The 16,264-nt window shown below is 66.7% G+C and carries 18 protein-coding genes; 13 read left to right on the top strand and 5 right to left on the bottom strand.

Features of this window, described 5'->3' with window-relative positions; genetic code table 11:
• Positions 1-46: 46 nt before the first annotated feature.
• From H074_RS20140 to H074_RS39375, 10 genes are all read left to right on the top strand, one after another.
• A complete protein-coding gene (locus H074_RS20140; protein ID WP_007031897.1) occupies positions 47-919 on the top strand; it encodes a nucleotidyl cyclase domain-containing protein in 873 nt (290 codons plus the stop codon).
• Positions 920-1,000: 81 nt separating this feature from the next.
• Positions 1,001-2,374, top strand: a complete 1,374-nt coding sequence (locus H074_RS20135) for a glycosyltransferase 87 family protein (protein ID WP_007031896.1) — start codon at positions 1,001-1,003, stop codon at positions 2,372-2,374.
• Positions 2,349-3,554, top strand: a complete 1,206-nt coding sequence (locus H074_RS20130; RefSeq protein WP_007031895.1) for a glycosyltransferase 87 family protein — start codon at positions 2,349-2,351, stop codon at positions 3,552-3,554. Before H074_RS20135 ends, H074_RS20130 begins: the two co-directional genes overlap by 26 nt.
• A gap of 53 nt (positions 3,555-3,607) precedes the next feature.
• Positions 3,608-4,792: a 5-(carboxyamino)imidazole ribonucleotide synthase gene (locus H074_RS20125; protein WP_007031894.1), complete on the top strand. Its 1,185-nt coding sequence runs from the start codon at positions 3,608-3,610 to the stop codon at positions 4,790-4,792.
• 10 nt (positions 4,793-4,802) lie between these two features.
• On the top strand, positions 4,803-5,300 hold the full coding sequence (gene purE, locus H074_RS20120) for a 5-(carboxyamino)imidazole ribonucleotide mutase (protein ID WP_007031893.1): 498 nt from the start codon (positions 4,803-4,805) through the stop codon (positions 5,298-5,300).
• A gap of 134 nt (positions 5,301-5,434) precedes the next feature.
• On the top strand, positions 5,435-5,884 hold the full coding sequence (locus H074_RS20115) for a YbaB/EbfC family nucleoid-associated protein (RefSeq protein WP_039922930.1): 450 nt from the start codon (positions 5,435-5,437) through the stop codon (positions 5,882-5,884).
• Positions 5,881-6,189: a YbaB/EbfC family nucleoid-associated protein gene (locus tag H074_RS20110; protein ID WP_007031891.1), complete on the top strand. Its 309-nt coding sequence runs from the start codon at positions 5,881-5,883 to the stop codon at positions 6,187-6,189. The genes H074_RS20115 and H074_RS20110 overlap by 4 nt, the downstream gene beginning before the upstream one ends.
• A complete protein-coding gene (locus H074_RS40305) occupies positions 6,186-6,539 on the top strand; it encodes a hypothetical protein (RefSeq protein ID WP_152521461.1) in 354 nt (117 codons plus the stop codon). The genes H074_RS20110 and H074_RS40305 overlap by 4 nt, the downstream gene beginning before the upstream one ends.
• Complete coding sequence (locus H074_RS20100) at positions 6,536-7,255, top strand: WXG100 family type VII secretion target (protein ID WP_152521460.1); 720 nt, start codon at positions 6,536-6,538, stop codon at positions 7,253-7,255. Before H074_RS40305 ends, H074_RS20100 begins: the two co-directional genes overlap by 4 nt.
• On the top strand, positions 7,239-7,871 hold the full coding sequence (locus H074_RS39375; RefSeq protein ID WP_161630688.1) for a DUF3558 domain-containing protein: 633 nt from the start codon (positions 7,239-7,241) through the stop codon (positions 7,869-7,871). Before H074_RS20100 ends, H074_RS39375 begins: the two co-directional genes overlap by 17 nt.
• A gap of 15 nt (positions 7,872-7,886) precedes the next feature.
• On the opposite strand, the gene H074_RS20095 is transcribed toward H074_RS39375, so the two are convergent.
• Positions 7,887-9,536 carry a class I adenylate-forming enzyme family protein gene (locus H074_RS20095; protein WP_007031888.1) on the bottom strand — a complete coding sequence of 550 codons (1,650 nt, stop codon included), beginning with the start codon at positions 9,534-9,536 and terminating at the stop codon, positions 7,887-7,889.
• A 105-nt stretch (positions 9,537-9,641) separates the two neighbouring features.
• On the opposite strand from H074_RS20095, the gene H074_RS20090 reads away from it, so the two are divergent.
• Both H074_RS20090 and H074_RS20085 read left to right on the top strand, forming a co-directional pair.
• Positions 9,642-10,814 carry an acyl-CoA dehydrogenase family protein gene (locus H074_RS20090; RefSeq protein WP_007031887.1) on the top strand — a complete coding sequence of 391 codons (1,173 nt, stop codon included), beginning with the start codon at positions 9,642-9,644 and terminating at the stop codon, positions 10,812-10,814.
• A gap of 172 nt (positions 10,815-10,986) precedes the next feature.
• Entirely contained in the window at positions 10,987-11,415 is a 429-nt protein-coding gene (locus tag H074_RS20085) for a hypothetical protein (protein ID WP_007031886.1), read from the top strand.
• On the opposite strand, the gene H074_RS20080 is transcribed toward H074_RS20085, so the two are convergent.
• Positions 11,363-11,821 carry a hypothetical protein gene (locus H074_RS20080; protein WP_007031885.1) on the bottom strand — a complete coding sequence of 153 codons (459 nt, stop codon included), beginning with the start codon at positions 11,819-11,821 and terminating at the stop codon, positions 11,363-11,365. The genes H074_RS20085 and H074_RS20080 overlap by 53 nt on opposite strands.
• A gap of 183 nt (positions 11,822-12,004) precedes the next feature.
• Here H074_RS20080 and H074_RS20075 point away from each other — a divergent pair, with 183 nt between their 5' ends.
• On the top strand, positions 12,005-12,430 hold the full coding sequence (locus tag H074_RS20075) for a DoxX family protein (RefSeq protein WP_007031884.1): 426 nt from the start codon (positions 12,005-12,007) through the stop codon (positions 12,428-12,430).
• 63 nt (positions 12,431-12,493) lie between these two features.
• Here the strand turns inward: H074_RS20075 and H074_RS20070 are convergent, their stop codons facing one another.
• The 3 genes from H074_RS20070 to H074_RS20060 all read right to left on the bottom strand — a co-directional run bounded on the left by H074_RS20070 (position 12,494) and on the right by H074_RS20060 (position 16,163).
• Positions 12,494-13,201 carry a TIGR03089 family protein gene (locus H074_RS20070; RefSeq protein ID WP_007031883.1) on the bottom strand — a complete coding sequence of 236 codons (708 nt, stop codon included), beginning with the start codon at positions 13,199-13,201 and terminating at the stop codon, positions 12,494-12,496.
• Positions 13,202-13,210: 9 nt separating this feature from the next.
• Entirely contained in the window at positions 13,211-14,536 is a 1,326-nt protein-coding gene (locus H074_RS20065; RefSeq protein ID WP_007031882.1) for an LCP family protein, read from the bottom strand.
• Between the two features lie 88 nt (positions 14,537-14,624).
• Positions 14,625-16,163, bottom strand: coding sequence for an LCP family protein (locus H074_RS20060; RefSeq protein WP_007031881.1), 1,539 nt, complete (start codon positions 16,161-16,163; stop codon positions 14,625-14,627).
• Positions 16,164-16,264: the final 101 nt, after the last annotated feature.

The raw sequence follows: 16,264 nt of genomic DNA, 5'->3' as shown, positions 1-16,264 counted from the left end.
GCGATCGCAAGATCGAAAAGATCGGAACGGAAAGGGGCGGTGGGCAGTGGACGTACCGGCCACCGGTGCGCCGTCCGGGGGGTCCGATGGGCAAGCCGCCTGGAACCGGTTCGAACGAGATCGCACGCTCCGCGCCCTGCGGGCCCGCTGGCGAACGGCCAGCCTGGCCGCGGGCTGGCGTTTCCCCAGTGACTGGGGCCTTCCCGAGGTCGACGCCGTCTGCGCGGCGGTGATCAAGAACGGCCGGGTCGCACCCGCGGAAGTGGCGGAGACCGCCCTCGCGGGGCTGGGCCGGGCACGGGCCGCAGCCGGCGCCGGGCTGGCCGAAACGCTCGCGGATCTCGCGGCGTTGCACGCCGTGCTCGCCGACCCGGACGCGGTGGACGGTTTCCTCGCACCGGATGTCGACTCCACACCCTCCCGGTTACTCCGGGTGACGGCGCTGGCGTGGGCGGACGTCGCGACCGATCAGCTGGTGAACACCGAGGTCACCGAACCGCTAACCGGGCTGCCCACCGCCGCGTACCTGAGGACCCGGCTGAGCGAGTTGTACCGCCAGGCCCGTCGTGACGAGCGGCCGGTCGCGGAGGCGCACACGCTGCTCGTGGTCTCCATGGACTTCAGTTCGGTCGCGGGCTGGCCCCGGCTGACCGGCATGATCCTGGTCGCGGACGCGCTGAAGCAGGTGTTCGACGGCGGGGAGAGCGTCGCCTCGATCGGGCCGTCCGTCGCGGGCGCCCTCGTCCCGAAGGACGTGAGGCTCGCTTCGTCCGGCGTCGCGCTGCGAAGGGCGCTCAACGAGCGGCTTTCCGTGGACGCCCAGTTGCGTGACACCGGCCGCCCGCAGATTTCGGCGGTCCGGCTCCCGGCGACCTACGATCTGGCGTGTGATCTGCTCGGCACCCTGGCGCGCTCCTGACGCGAGGTAGCGTAAGACGTTCTCCAGGTCACGGCCGACCCTGTCGACCAGCGACGACCCGGTTCATGATTTCCTGTTTGCGTGACCCGGACTGTTCCCGCCGACGCCAACGGCGACGTTTCGGCGCGCCTTCCGCAGCATCGCCTCTCGCTGCGGAAGTCGCTCGCCCGCTTGTCCGTCCGGCCGCGATCGATCCTGATCCTGTCGGTGATCCCGCTGGTCGCGATCGGTTTCGGTATCTGGGGCTGGCAGCACGACTGGGTGCTGGGCGTGGACAGTGCGGTCTACCGCGCCGGTGCCGAGACGCTGCTGAACGGCGACCCGCTGTACGACGCGAACACACTTCCGGTGGAGCCGTGGTGGGCGCTGCTGCCGTTCACCTACCCGCCGACGGCCGCGCTCCTGTTCATCCCGCTCGCGATGGTCCCGACGCAGGTCGCCTGGGGGCTCCTGACCGCGGTCTCGCTGCTCGCGCTGGCGCTGTGCGTCCGGATCGCCATCGGCGCGCTGCCGAAGCCCTCGACCGACGGCCCCCGCTGGTGGGCCTCGCCCGCCCGGTCGACGATCGCGTTCTTCCTGGTCTTCCTCGGACTCGAGCCGGTGTGGCGCACGATCTTCCTCGGCCAGATCAACATCATCCTGATGGCACTGGTGATGCTCGACATCCTGGTCATCGGTGCCAGGGGCAGCCGCTGGGGCGGCGTGCTCGTCGGTGTCGCGGCCGCGGTCAAGCTCACCCCGATCGTGTTCCTGGGGCATCTGTTCATCACCGGCCGCCGGATGGACGCCGTCCGCGGGCTCGTCACCTTCGTCGTGATGCAGGGCCTGATGTTCCTGATCATCCCGCACGACGCGGCCCGGTACTGGACCTACACACTGCCCGACACCGGCCGCATCGGCCCGGTTCACTGGGCGGGCAACCAGTCGCTGAACGCGCTGATGAACCGCTTCACCGAGCTCGCGCCCTGGGCGTCGAAAGCGGCGATGGGGATCGGCGCGCTGCTCGCGATCCCGGCGATCTGGCTGGTGCTCCGCTTCCATCGCAAGGGCCAGGCGCTCGCGGCGATGCTGGTGACGGCGTTCTGGATCCTGCTGATCTCGCCGATCTCCTGGACCCACCACTGGGTGTGGGTAGCGCCGCTGGTCGTCCTGCTGGTCTCGCGACTGCCGAAGACCACGCCCGCCACCGCGTGGAAACGTTGGCTCGGCACTTTCGCCGTGTTCTTCGTCTTCATCAGCTGCGTGCTGCTGATCCTGCCGAACGGCCGCAACGTCGAGCTGCACTGGAAGGTGTGGCAGAACATCCTCGGCAGCGCGTACATCTTCATGCCGTTGGTACTGGCGCTCGCGCTCGCCGGACGCTGGTGGTACCTGCGCCGGAAGCAGGGCACATCGGTCGGGAGCGACGCTGTGGGGAATAACGACGAGCATGCTGAAGTCGCGTCCGGCGGCTGAGCCCCGGGTCGTCGGGGCCGCGCTGGCGGGTGCGCTCGCACTGGCGATGCTCGCGCTGGGCGTCGTCGCGTGGCTCGGCGAATGGCACCTCGGCGCGGACAGCGCCGTCTACCGCGCCGGCGCTCTCACGCTGTTGAAGGGCGAACCGCTCTACACCCGCGAGGCGCTGACGACGCTGCCGCCGTGGGTGCTGCTGCCGTTCACCTACACCCCGGCCGCGGCGCCGTTGTTCCTGCCGCTCGCGATCGTCCCGGCCGGGCTGACCTGGGGCGTCGTCGGTGCGCTCTCCCTGGTCTGCCTGAGCGTCGTGATCTCCGTGGTCGCCCGCGCCTGCGGTGCCCACATCACCCGGTGGTGGGTCTTGCCGCTGGCGACGACGGGCGGGCTCGCGCTGGAGCCGGTGTGGAAGACGATCTTCCTCGGGCAGATCAACCTCATCCTGATGGCGCTGATCGTCCTCGACGTCCTCGTGCTTTCGGCGCGTGGTTCGCGCTGGGCCGGGGTGCTGATCGGGATTTCGGCCGCGATCAAGCTGACGCCGCTGATCTTCGTGCCGCATCTGCTGTTCACCGGCCGCTGGAAGGACGCGCTGCGGGCGCTCGGCACGTTCGTCGCGCTCGAAGCCGTGATGTTCGCGGTGATCCCCGGCGACGCCGCCCGATTCTGGACCGAGTCGGCGACCGACCCCAGCCGGGTCGGCTCCGTGCACTGGATCTTCAACCAATCACTCAACGGCTTGGTGAACCGCGCTTCGGAACTCGCGTCGTGGTCACTGGCGGTGGCCATCGCGATCGCCGCCGTCCTGGCCGTCCCCGCCGTCTGGCTGGTCGTACGCCTGCATCGCCGCGGTGACCCGGTCGGCGCGCTGCTGGTGACCGCGTTCTACGGGCTGCTGCTCTCGCCGGTGTCCTGGTCACACCACTGGGTGTGGACGGTGCCGCTGCTCGTCCTGCTCGTCATCCGCCGATCGTGGGTTCCGGCCGCGGGCGTCGCGGTGCTGTTCGCGAGCGGCGTGATCATGTTCGTGCCCAACGGCGGGGAGACCGAGTTCGGCTGGGGGCTGGGCTGGTCGCTGCTCGGCAACGTCTACGTCCTCACGGCTGCGATCGCCATCACAGGCCTGGCCGTGCGAGAGCTGCGACGCGGGTCCGCCCAGGTCGCGGCTGTGACGGCCAAGTAATCTGCACACCGCAGTGTTGAATGTGGCCTCAGCGGAAAAGAGAACTTCGGCCAGTGGACAAACGAACCGGTCTTCCGATCGTGGGCATGGTGGGCGGCGGACAGCTGGCCAGGATGACCCACCAGGCGGCGATCTCCCTCGGCCAGTCCCTGCGCGTGCTGGCCGCCGGGGAGAACGAATCCGCCGGCCTCGTCGCGGGCGAGGTCGTGCACGGGCACCACACCGACCTCGAAGCGCTGCGCTCGTTCGCCGCCGGGGTCGACGTGCTGACCTTCGACCACGAGCACGTTCCCGGCGAACACCTGCTGACACTCGCCATGGAAGGCGTCACCATCCGGCCCGATCCGGCCGCGTTGTCGATGGCGCAGAACAAGCTCGTCATGCGCGAGATGATGGCCGGGCTCGAGATCCCCGGCCCCGCCTTCGCCGAAGTGTCCTCTGTGGACGACGTGATCGCCTTCGGTGACAAGCACTCCTGGCCGGTGGTGCTCAAGGCGGCGCAGGGCGGCTACGACGGCCGCGGCGTCTGGATGCTCGACACCGCGCAGCACGCCCGCGAGACCGTCCCCGAACTGCTCGACGCCGGAACCCCTTTGCTGGTCGAGGAAAAGGTCGTCATGCGGCGCGAACTGTCCGCGCTGGTGGCCCGGTCCCCGTTCGGACAGGGCGCGGCGTGGCCGGTGGTGGAGACCGTGCAGTCCGGCGGGATCAACACCGAGGTGCTGGCCCCCGCGCCGGGACTGAGCGTCGAGCGCACGCAGGAGGCACAGGATCTGGCGCTGCGGATCGCCGCGACGCTGAACGTGACCGGCCTGCTCGCCGTCGAGCTGTTCGAGACCGATCAAGGTCTGCTGGTCAACGAACTCGCCATGCGCCCGCACAACTCGGGCCATTGGACCCAGGACGGTTCGAAGACTTCGCAGTTCGAGCAGCACTTGCGCGCCGTGCTCGACTACCCGCTCGGGGTGACCGACCTGATCGCCCCCGCCTGCGTGATGGCGAACGTCCTCGGCGCCCCCGAGACGCCCGAGATGGGACCGGACGAACGGCTGCACCACCTGTTCGCGCGGTACCCGGACATCCGCGTTCACCTGTACGGCAAGGGAGAACGCCCCGGCCGCAAGCTCGGCCACGTCAACCTGGTCGGTGAACGCATGGAGGAGCTGCGCGACCGCGCGCTGCTCGCCGCGCACTGGCTTTCCCACGCCGTCTGGCTCGACGGCTACGAGATCCACTAGGAGTATGAGTATGTCGCCGCAGGTGGGCGTGATCATGGGCAGCGATTCGGACTGGCCGACGATGGAAGCGGCCGGGCAGGCGCTGGACGAGTTCGGCGTCGAATACGAGGTCGGCGTCTACTCGGCGCACCGCACTCCGCAGCGGATGCTCGACTACGCGTCGTCGGCCGCTTCGCGCGGCGTGCGCGTGATCATCGCAGGCGCCGGCGGTGCGGCGCACCTGCCGGGCATGGTCGCTTCGGCGACGGTGCTGCCGGTGATCGGCGTGCCGGTGCCGCTGAAGTACCTCGACGGTATGGACTCGCTGCTCTCGATCGTGCAGATGCCCGCCGGTGTCCCGGTCGCGACGGTCTCCGTCGGCGGGGCGCGCAACGCGGGTCTGCTCGCGGTGCGCATCCTCGCGGCGTCCGACGAGGGGTTGCAGGCGAAGATGGCCCGGTTCCAGGCGGATCTGGAACAGCTGGTGCTCGACAAGGACGCCGCGCTGCGCAAACGCGTCGAAGGCTGACGCATTTCGTCCTCTGATTTCGCCGGAACCCACTTGCGGACGTAGATCGCCACAGTAGGGTGTCGGGTGGGCACTGTCGGTCAGAATGGTCGATGGTGGAGGAGGGACATGATGCTTCGTTTCGTGGTGCGCTCATGACGGCGCCGAACAGGCTGCGCGCTCTGCGCGAAAAGGCCGCAGACTTGGATACTCGGCTGGTCGCCGCCAGGCATACCAGCGCGTCCATCGATCGTTCGGTGACGGCCACCGTGACCGGCCGAGGCGAGCTGACCGACCTGCGAATCGCCGATTCCGCGCTTGACGGAGCACATATCCAGAAGCTCGGGTCCAGCATCGTGCAGGCAGTCCGAGCGGCTCGTGGGGCGGCGCACGAGGCGTCTGTACCTGAGCTGAGTGCGCTGTTCGGTTTGCAGCCACCGTCACCGCGGGAACCGACCCGATCCTGGTCGCCGTCTGCGTCGGAGCCGGCGAGTTCCGACTCCACGCCGAGTTCGCAGCGGCGAGTAGTCGATGACGCCAATCATGAGGAGAGCTACGAGGAGTTGGACTTCCTCTCCGACGAAGAGGCGGATGGTCGCTGGTGAACACTTACGATCGGCTCTACAACCTCGCAAAAGAGATCGACGCAAACGTCGCCGCCATAGAACGGGCCGCGGAAAGCGGCCGAGCGATGCCGTTGAGCAGGAAGATCGCAGCCGGACTCGGCACTGTCACGGTAGACGGCTCTGGGGCGTTGATTTCGGTCGATCTCGATCGGGATATGGCGATGATGCAAACCGGTGCCAGTCTCGCTGGTCATGTCCTGCGGGCGATCAATGAGGCGGAAAAAGCGGCAGCAGCCAGACGTGAAGCGATGATCGCGGACGCTACCAGGGTGGTGGAAAGTTGAGCCTCTCCGACCCGCTCGGATCAAACGGTTCAGGATACGAGGTCTACCCGGAATCGCTCCGCAAGACAACAGAGGACGTCTACCATGCCGCGGGTCTGCTCCGCGATTTCGCCGACCATGATCTGGGTGGGCTCGTTCTCGGTCCACACGATGTCGGAATGCTCGGCGACCGGGTGCATGTGGTTCAGGCATTCGCCGCGATGATCGCTGAAATACAAGACAAGAGCAGGAAGAACTTCGATCGTTTGATGGCGCTGGGTGGCTCGTTGGACAAGGCCGCAGACTACTATGACGCCCAGGATGACGAGTACTACAAGCGGCTTCGTGAGCTTGAAAAGGAGGCGAATTGACCATGGGTGGCCCGATTAATACCCTGCCGGAATATCCACACGAAGCCGACGCGAAAATTCGTGAATTCGCCAACCTTCCTTTTATTGGGCGTCCGGACATTCTGCATCTCCTGGATGACATCCGGGATCGGCTTTTGGGTAACCCTACTCGGATTCAGGAGATGGCTCTCCAGTTCGCGAACAACAAGACGATTCATGATGTTCGGAGTGACTTCGAAAGCGCTACCCAGTCATTGGCGGGCACTTGGTCCGGGCGGGCCGCGGACCAGTTGTCAGCTTACGCGTCCAGGGTGACTGGTGTACTTGAGAAGGAGCAGGAGGCCGTCGGCGCGCTGTCCGGCCTGCTTGTGGATGTTGCCCAAGTCATCGTTGATACTTACGCAAAGGCGATCGAATTTCTCGGTATTTGTGCCGGGCGGCTTGCGACGATCGACATCAAGATGCTGCTGGCAGCTGCCGCCTCGGTTGTTCCGGGGCTCAACGCCATTGTGTGGAGTGACGTGATCGATACCATCGTCGAGGCGTTCGGCACGTTGGTTGAGAACTTTCTTGCTTTGCTTGGGGTTGCGGCAGCGCAAAAGGGCAGGTTCTTCGGGGCGGCCGTCGGATTCGAACAGATTGCAACAAATTTCTTCGAGATACCGGAGATGTCTCCAAGTTCGGGGATAGATGATCAGAGGCAATGGAAGATTGAGCCTGATGCTGTTCCCGAGTGAAGATGGGAAGCGAAAACCAGTCCGCGTTGCCGTCATCCTTGCAAGCATGTTGTTTGTCACCGGGTGTGGTATCGGGAAGCCAAAGCCGCTTCTGAGTGGGCCGCCGGCGGCCGCGCAAGTCGGGCCTGCAATTCCGGTCGCTCCCGTTGAAAGGCCCCTGGAAAGTGCTCGGTTTTCTCGCTTCCCGTGTGGAATATTGGAGTCTGACCAGGTTGCCGCGCTCATTGTCGACCCGCCGGAAAAAGTAGCAAGGGGCGGCGGCAGGGAGGGTATGCTCGGATGTGCGTGGAGTGCTCCAAACAAGCCGACTCTTGGGATATACCACGCCGTAGTCAAGCCGAACAACCTGGCCGAACTGGTTGAGGTCAAGGAAGGGAATCCGCAACAGTATCCAGGCTGGCGTGAGTTGTCCATCGATGGAATACCTGTGGCCGAGTATGTGCCGCGGTACATTCCGGGGGCTTGTGACCTGTATCTGGGTATCAGTGACACGGAAATGCTGCTTGTCGAGTACGCGGTAAACGGCCCGAGTAGTTCTCAGTACTGGGGAGATGATTCGTGTGCCGGAGCACGTAAGGCGGCGGAGTTCGTGATCGCCAACCTTCGTAGAGCGTGAGCAACTGATCATCCCTCATTCGGCGAGTCGCTTCCGCAGTTCCCGTTTGAGTACCTTCCCGGCGGCCGAGACCGGGATCTGGTCGACGAAGTGGATCGCCCGCAGTCGTTTGTACGGCAGGACGCGTGCGCCGACGGCCTCCAGGAGTTGTTCGGCGGTGACGTTCTCGTCGTTGCGCACCACGAACGCGACCGGTAGTTCGCCGACCTCGGAGTCCGGTTTGCCGACGACGGCCGCCGCCGAGACGCCGGGCAGGGTGATCAGCAGCTCTTCGAGTTCGCGCGGGAAGACGTTGTATCCCTTGTACAGCAGCATGTCCTTCTTACGGTCTACAATGGACAAGTAGCCGTCCTCGTCGAGAACGCCGATGTCGCCGGTGTGCAGCCAGCCGTCGACGAGCGCGGCCTCGGTCTCCTCGGGGCGATCGCGGTAGCCGGTCATCACCTGCGGGCCGCGCAGGCAGACCTCGCCGCTTTCCCCGGTGGGCAACGGATCGTCGCCGCCTTCGGCCGCGACGATCTTGATCTCGGTGTCGGGGAGCGGAAGGCCGACCGAACCGACCTTTCGGACGGCGGAGCGGTAGGCGGGCGCGATGACGGCTCCCATGGTGACTTCGGTGAGGCCGTAGCCCTCGATGATGAGCACGCCGGGGAACCGTTTCCGCAGGGCGCGGATCATCTCGTGGTTCATCGGCGCCGCGCCGGAGCCGATGGTCAGTACCGAAGACAGGTCGGCTGTGTGAAACTCGGGGCAGGCGAGCAGTGCGGCGAACAGCGCGGGTGCCCCTCCGATCGTGGTGACGCGCAGCAGTTCGGCGTCGGCAACGTACGCGGCCGGGTCGAAGCGGTCGTGCAGCACGACGGTGCCGCCGTCGAGCAGTGGGACGTTGAGCGCTGCGATGGTGCCCATGGCGTGGAACCACGGCGTCAGGTTGAGGGCGACCCCTGTGCCGATCCGGGACGGCCATTCGTCCGGCCCGCCGAGCTGTTCGACGATCACCTCTCCCGATTCGTCGACAGCGGGGATCGCTCCGAGTTGCCAGCAGGAACTCTGCAGGCTGTTGACCACGACGTTCCGGTGCGGCAGGCAGACACCCTTCGACCGCCCGGTGGTGCCGCCGGTGTACGCCAGATGGGCGAGATCACGGTAGATGTCGATGTCCACGTCCGGTCGCTCGTCGGAGTGACCGGAGTGGAACTCCGTGAACTCGACCTCTCCCTGGCCCAATTCTTCGGGTGGGTGAACGACGATGCTCAACCGGACCGATGTCCGGTCACGGATCGAAGCGAGCACGCGCGCGACCGGGCCGACGGTGACGGCGGCGACCGCACCGGCGTCGGCCAGCTGGAAGGCGAGGTCGTCGGGTGGGAGCAGGGGGTTCGCCGGGCTGAAGGTGGCGCCGGCCAGCAGCGTCCCGTAGTACGCGATCGGGTAAGCCAGGCAGTTCGGCAGGTGGAGCGCGACGACGTCGCCTCGCCCGACGCCCTCGGCGCGCAGGGCGTTCGCGAACCGGCAGGCCGCGCTGTATGTCTCGGCGAAGGTGAGGCTCTGGTCTCCGTGGGCGAAGGCCGTGCGGCCGCCCCAGCGAGCAGCGGCGCCGGCGAGCACCGAGCCGACCGGGACCTCGGGATATTCGAGCGACCGGGGGAACGGGGTGAGCTCCATCACTCGAACGTACGGACTTTGCGGTCAAAGACACAAGCGCTCGTGATGTCGCACGATGTGAACGAGCGCTAACATCGGTCAAACTCCCAATCGCGGTTAGAAGAGGTGACGAAGGTGTCTGACGGCCCGGGTCTGTACCAGCTTGCCGAGGAGCACGAGGAGCTGCGGGCCGCGGTGCGTGCCCTCGCGGAGAAGGAGATCGAGCCCTACGCGGCCGAGGTCGACGAGAACGAGCGCTACCCGATCGAGGCGTACAACGCGCTGGTCAAGTCGGGTTTCAACGCGGTCCACATCGGCGAGGCCTACGACGGCCAGGGCGCGGACGCCATCGGCGCCTGCATCGTGATCGAAGAGGTCGCGCGCGTCGACGCGTCGGCGTCGCTGATCCCGGCCGTCAACAAGCTGGGCACCCAGCCGATCATTCTTTCGGCGTCGGAAGACCTCAAGAAGCTCGTCCTGCCGTCGATCGCCTCCGGCGAGACTTCGGCGTCGTACGCGCTCTCGGAGCGCGAAGCCGGCTCGGACACCGCGTCGATGCGCACCCGCGCGAAGCTCGACGGGGACCACTGGGTGCTGAACGGCACCAAGTGCTGGATCACCAACGCGGGTGAATCGTCGTGGTACACCGTGATGGCGGTGACCGACCCGAACGCCGAGAAGAAGGCCAACGGCATCTCCGCGTTCGTCGTGCACAAGGACGACCCCGGCTTCACCGTCGGCTCGAAGGAGCGGAAGCTCGGCATCAAGGGCTCGCCGACCCGCGAGATCCACTTCGAGAACTGCACCATCCCGGCCGACCGCATCATCGGCGAGCCCGGCACCGGCCTGAAGACGGCGCTGCGCACCCTCGACCACACCCGCCCGACCATCGGCGCGCAGGCGCTGGGCATCGCGCAGGGCGCGCTCGACGCGTCCATCGCGTACGTCAAGGAGCGCAAGCAGTTCGGCAAGTCGATCTCGGAGTTCCAGGGCGTCCAGTTCATGCTGGCCGACATGGGCATCAAGATCGAGGCTGCCCGGAACCTCGTCTACGCCTCCGCCGCGGCGACCGAGCGTGGCGACAAGCGCGGCGGTTACATGGCCGCGGCCGCGAAGGCGTACGCGTCGGACATCGCGATGTCGGTGACCACGGACGCCGTGCAGCTCTTCGGTGGCGCGGGCTACACGCGCGACTTCCCGGTAGAGCGCATGATGCGCGACGCGAAGATCACCCAGATCTACGAAGGCACCAACCAGATCCAGCGTATGGTCATGGCCCGCGCCCTGCTCAAAGGCTGAATCTGCCGTAAGTACATGAAGGCCCCCTTCTTTGCGCTAGACGCAAGGAAGGGGGCCTTCATGTACTTACGGGCTCGCGATCAGGTGACGAAATGCGCAGGTGAGATGCCCCCTCGGTGAGATGCTTCACGGAAGTGCGGCGATCATGGACCGGCGGTGTCACTCTCGAAGGATGTTCTGGTTCGCTCCGGTGTCGTGGACACCGCACGACGAGGCCGAGCTGATCGCCGGCTGGCGGTTGTGGCTCGAACTCGGGGATCGCACGTGGCCGTCGGCCGCGTGGGACGGGACGGCGGCCGACGTCGTCAAGCCGCTGCGTGAGCTGGTCGCGGCCTGCGACGAGATCGAGATGGGTTACCGCGAAGCCGTCGACGAGCCGTCGGAGGAGTTCATCCGGATCATCCAGTTCCTCGTGTGGACCGTCAGCACGGTGATCGAACTGTGGGCCGACGACGAGGTTCCGCTCGACGCCGAGCGGATAGCGTTGCTGCACGCCGATCTGGCCGGATTCGCGGAGCAAGCGGAGCGGGTGCTCGAGGTGCTGGCCGTCAGCGGGGGCTGGACGGGTCTGGCCGCGGAGCATCGGCGGACGGATCGCTGAGCGACTCCGGCTTCTCGACCCATGCGAACCGCGATCCCGCGAGGTGGTCGTCCAGCGGGCGGTCCAGGGAGAGCAGGGTCACCGGATTACCGAACGGATCCTCGCCGGGCGCGATTTCGTAGCCGAGCTCGATGACGGACTCTTCCTTCTCGTCGGACTCGACGTCGTGACGGGTGACACCGTCTTCGATCGACCACGTGCCCCCGAGAGTGCGATGGAACGTCAAGGCCAATTCGTCCGGAGTGAGCGTCGCCCAGTTGAAGCGGGACACCGCGAACTCGGTGCTCCAGCTCGACCAGTAGAGCCATCCGGACCCGTCATCGCGGAACGCCAGGTCGACGGACTCGACGCTGCCCGGATGCACGATCTCATCCGACCAGAGGCCGGTCAGCCGTTCGTCCCTCACGAAGGAGATCCTGCCGTACGGGGGTATAACCTCCGCGACCTTCCACAGAGGACATGCCGCCGACCGTGTCCGGTACCTGTCGGATACCTGTCGATCACGCTCCGGAGGTGCCGCCGGAGGCGCCCGGTGCCCTACCGTGATCCGGGTAAGTTGAATATTCACCGACCAGAAAGCTGATACCCGATGTTCGCTCGTTTCAAGGATGTCGCCCTCCTGCTGGGCCGGATCGGTGTCGGTGTGGTCTTCCTCGCACACGGCCTGCAGAAGTGGGAAAACGGGATCGACGGCACCGCGAAGTTCTTCGAGCAGACCGGAATCCCGCTCCCGACGCTCGCGGCGATCTTCGCGATCGCGGTGGAAATCGTGGGAGCCATCTTGTTCATCGTCGGTTTTCTGACGCCGCTGGTGGGCCTCGGCTTCGTCGTGGTCTCCGTCGGCGCTCTGCTCTCGGTGCACCTCGACAACGGTCTCACCGGTCAGGGCGGTTACGAACTCGTCCTCGTCCTGGCGGTCGCCGGGCTCGCGCTCGGCTTCAACGCCGGCAAACTGTCGCTCGATCACGCGCTCTTCGGACGCAAGCGTGAGGCGAAGCAGCTTCAGGACGCCTGACACCGATGCAATGAAGGAGTCTTTCATCGCGAACTTCGCGATGAAAGACTCCTTCATTGCACGTCAGGAGGGGAGATCCGCGGTCGTCCGCTCAGCTTCGCGCCGGGAAGCGAGTTTGGCCGGATCCGCGTCGGTGACCTGGACCAGGTGAGCGCCGGCCGCCAGCGGTGTCAGGAATCCCGAAAGAATCCCTTCCTCGCCCGTCCAATCCACAGTGGACAGAACGCGGTCATCGGCGGACAGTCCCAGGCCGGAAGCGCGAGAGCGCGCTTCGGCGAGTACTTCGTCCACAGTGGACGAACCCAGTGCCGGAGTGTCACCGGGCACGGGGAACAGCGGACTGAACTGGTCACCCGAGAGGCGGGCTTCGGTCAGGTAGTCCAACGCCCCGTCCGGCACGGAGCCGGCGGGCAGTCCGAGGCCCATCGGGTGCAGCGAGACGACGGCCGTCGCGGACGCGTCGGAAGCACCGCCCGGCGCGACGAAGGCCACCCGCGCGCCCGCGGTCTCCGTCACCACCCTGGCGCCGCACCACCACGCGCCCAGCAGGACACCGGCGGTCTGCCAATGCGACGGCAGCACCACGGCGACCTCGTCCCCCGGTTCGACGTCGAACTCGTCCACCAGCCAGTTCGCCGTCTTGGCGGCCCAGTTCACCGTGGTCGCCACGGACAGCTCGACCCGGCTGCCCTGCTTGTCGTCGTAGTGCGTGATCAGCGGTTTCGCGGGCGACCCGAGCACGGGCCGCAGCAGCAGTTCGGTGAGGCTCACGCCCCAACGCTAGTTCACGCAGGGAACGCTCGACGCGGCGAGCAGCGGAGCCGTGCCGGGAGCCCCGCCACCGCCGCCCCGGCCCACCAGGCCGGAGACGAAGGTCCGCACGGCGGCGGGGTCGATCTCGACGATGCTCTGGCCGTCCGCGCTGCGGCCGTTGATGTTCACCACCGGGATGGTCGTGAAGGTCAGGTCGCCCGACGCGATGCCCTTCGCCTGCTGCGCGAACTCCAGGAGGTCCAGTCCTTCGTCCAGGACGATCGACCGGCGCACGACGTCCATCAGGCCCGCCATCGTCGACGGGCTGGTCAGCGTCCCCGCCGAGAGCACCTGGTTCAGCGCCGAGGACAGGAACGTCTGCTGCCGCACGATGCGGTCGAGGTCGCCGCGCGGCAGGTTCTTCCGCTGCCGCACGAAGGAAAGCGCCTCACCGCCCGACACGGTCTGTTCGCCACGCCGGAAGTTCGCACCGGAGTCCTTGTCCTCGGTCGAGTGATTCAGGCAGACCTTGACGCCACCCAGCGCCTCGGTCAGCAGATAGAACCCGAGCAGGTTGACCTCGGCGTAGTGGTCGATGCGGATCTTCGTCAGGTCCTGCACGGTCTGGACCAGTGCCTTGCGGCCTTCCTGATCGGAATCGCGTTCGAGTTTCGCCTGATCGGTTTCACCGCGGTGCGCGTTCGCGTAGTTGGCCTTCGCGACGCCGTACGCTGAATTGATCTTGTTGGGGCCTCGGCCGGGGATGTCGGTCCAGGTGTCACGCGGGATCGAGACGCCGGACGGTTTCCCGCCGTTCTTGGGGATGCGCAGGATGATGATGGTGTCGGTGTTGACGCCCGGCTTCTCCTCGGTGCGCAGTTCCTTGAGCACCTTGAGCGGCAGCGGGTTGCCCTGCGCGTCGGTCCGCGCGTCGCTGCCCACCAGGAGGATGTCGTTCGCGCCGTCGTCGGCGGGTGGCGCGGCGGGATCGTCGGCCTTGCTCAGGGCGTTCGTCGTGGGGACGTTGTTCTGCAGCTGGTCCTTGGTGACGTACGCGTAACCCGTCGTGCCGAGGGCGAGCAGGGAGACGAGGCCGAGCGCGATCCGGCGGGTGATCCGGCCGGCGCGCCGCAGCGGTCGCCCGGGGACGGCGAGCACACCCGAGACCGTTTCGTCTTCGTTCTCGGCCGGGGCGGAAGGCTGGGGGAGCGGCGGATTCCGCGGGTATGGCGTCGGGACGAACCGCGGCTTTTCGTCACTCTCGGTGTCCGATTTGGGGTCCTCTTCGGACTTCGGCTGTTCGGCGTCCAACTGCTCAGAACGTTCGTTGACGCCCTCGGCCTCGTCGCTCATCCCTGATCACCTCCCCTGGCGCTGTCGCTGATCCGATCGTAGGAGAAGGCTAGGCCACCGTCAGGCTGGCCACGCTGAGTACCCGGAATTAATTGACGCAGGGCACATTGCCCGCGACGATCCGCGTCGTGGTGGGCGCCGCCGGAGTGCTGGAGGGTGGCTGAGCCGGCTTCGAGGGGGTCGACGTCTTCGACGGGGCCGTGGCCGCGCCGGCGGACGCGCCCTTGAAGTCCTTGCCGAGCAGGACCCGCACCTTGCCGGGCGCGACGGCACGGTCCGCCTCGGCCTGTACCGCGGTGCCGAAGACCTGCTTGATCAGGGCCAGCGCGTCGTCGTCGCCCGGCGCGTACCGGATGACCGTCGAGTTGCGGGTGCTGAGCTTGGTGTCGGCCGCGAGTTTGAAACCCTTGCCCTGCAAGAGGTTCCTGGTTTCGGTGGCCATCGTGGGCGAGCCCGACCCGTCGAAGAGTTCGACGGTGACCGCTTCCGCGCCCGGCAGGGTGGCGGGGGTCGAGGTGGGTGCCGTCTCGCCGTCGGCGGTCAGGCGGGCGACCTCGGCCTGCACCTGAGCCGGGTCCACCCGGAGCACGGCGGCGCCGCCGATGGTCGCGTCGCCCTGGGTCGGGATCGTGTGGAACTCGACGTTCCCGCTGGTCAGCCCGCGCATCTGCGCGGCGAACTCGGGCAGGTCCCAGCCGGCCGACAGCACGACCGACTTCTTCACCGCGTCGATCAGGTTCGCGATCTTCGCCGGGTTGATCAAGACGTCCGACGAGAGCACCTTGTTCGCCAGCCCCGACAGGAAGGCCTGCTGCCGCGCGATCCGGTCGAGGTCGCCGTTCTGCAGGTCGTAGCGCTGACGGACGAACGCGAGCGCCTGGACGCCCTCGACGATCGACTTCCCGGCGGGCAGGTCCACGCCGGACTTCTTCTCCTTGACCGCGTTGTTGAGACAGACCTCGACGCCGCCGATCGCCTTGGTGATCTCGTAGAAGCTCGACAGGTTCACCTCGGCGTACCGGTCGATCATCTTCGGTTTGCCGATGAACTTCTCCAGCGTCGCGATCAGGTTCTTGCGGCCGGCGTCCTTGGCCTTGGCGTCGACGTCCTTGAGATCGGAGTTGCCCTGTTGCTGCAGCGTCTTCGACGTGTCGTTGTAGGCGTACACGTACGCGCTGTTGAGCTTGTGCTTGCCGAAACCGCCGGTGATCTCGACCCAGGAGTCGCGGGGGAAGGAGATCGCGACCGCCTTCTTACCGTTCTGGGGGATGTGCACCAGGATCATCGTGTCGGTCTGGCGCTCGCCGTCGGAAACGCCGGCGTGCAGCATGTCGAGGACCTCGCGCGGCAGCGGGTTGCCCTGCGCGTCGGTGCGGCTGTCCTGGCCGACGAGCAGGATGTCGATCGCGCCGTCGAGTGGTTTCGCCGGTGGGTGACCGTCGTCCTCGAAGATGTTCGTGGTCGCGAAGCCCTGCGACGGGTCGCCGATGAACTGCCAGCCCCACCAGGTCAGCGCCAGGATCGTGATCGAGACCAGGCTGAACACGACCTTCACGCCACGGCGGGCGAACACCACGACGCCGTCACCACGGCGCGCCGGAATGGGTGGCCCGGGCCACTCGGTCACGTGCGGTCCTCCACGAATCTCCCCAGGGCACACGCGTGCCTCACCGGGTAACTGTACTGATCCCTGTGTTAGACGTCCGTAGGCTGGTGAAAGGTTGCCCC

Origin of the sequence: Amycolatopsis decaplanina DSM 44594, assembly GCF_000342005.1 — a bacterium.
Lineage (GTDB): Bacteria > Actinomycetota > Actinomycetes > Mycobacteriales > Pseudonocardiaceae > Amycolatopsis > Amycolatopsis decaplanina.
The sequence above is the reverse complement of the archived record's forward strand: the minus strand, read 5'-3'. Positions and strand labels throughout refer to the sequence as shown.

Bases quoted from the DNA above. Each gene is read 5' to 3' on its own strand.
- H074_RS20130 (WP_007031895.1), top strand. From the start codon at position 2,349: ATGCTGAAGTCGCGTCCGGCGGCTGAGCCCCGGGTCGTCGGGGCCGCG.
- purE (WP_007031893.1), top strand. From the start codon at position 4,803: ATGTCGCCGCAGGTGGGCGTGATCATGGGCAGCGATTCGGACTGGCCG.
- H074_RS20115 (WP_039922930.1), top strand. From the start codon at position 5,435: ATGACGGCGCCGAACAGGCTGCGCGCTCTGCGCGAAAAGGCCGCAGAC.
- H074_RS39375 (WP_161630688.1), top strand. From the start codon at position 7,239: ATGCTGTTCCCGAGTGAAGATGGGAAGCGAAAACCAGTCCGCGTTGCC.
- H074_RS20095 (WP_007031888.1), bottom strand. From the start codon at position 9,536: ATGGAGCTCACCCCGTTCCCCCGGTCGCTCGAATATCCCGAGGTCCCG.
- H074_RS20085 (WP_007031886.1), top strand. From the start codon at position 10,987: ATGTTCTGGTTCGCTCCGGTGTCGTGGACACCGCACGACGAGGCCGAG.
- H074_RS20075 (WP_007031884.1), top strand. From the start codon at position 12,005: ATGTTCGCTCGTTTCAAGGATGTCGCCCTCCTGCTGGGCCGGATCGGT.
- H074_RS20065 (WP_007031882.1), bottom strand. From the start codon at position 14,536: ATGAGCGACGAGGCCGAGGGCGTCAACGAACGTTCTGAGCAGTTGGAC.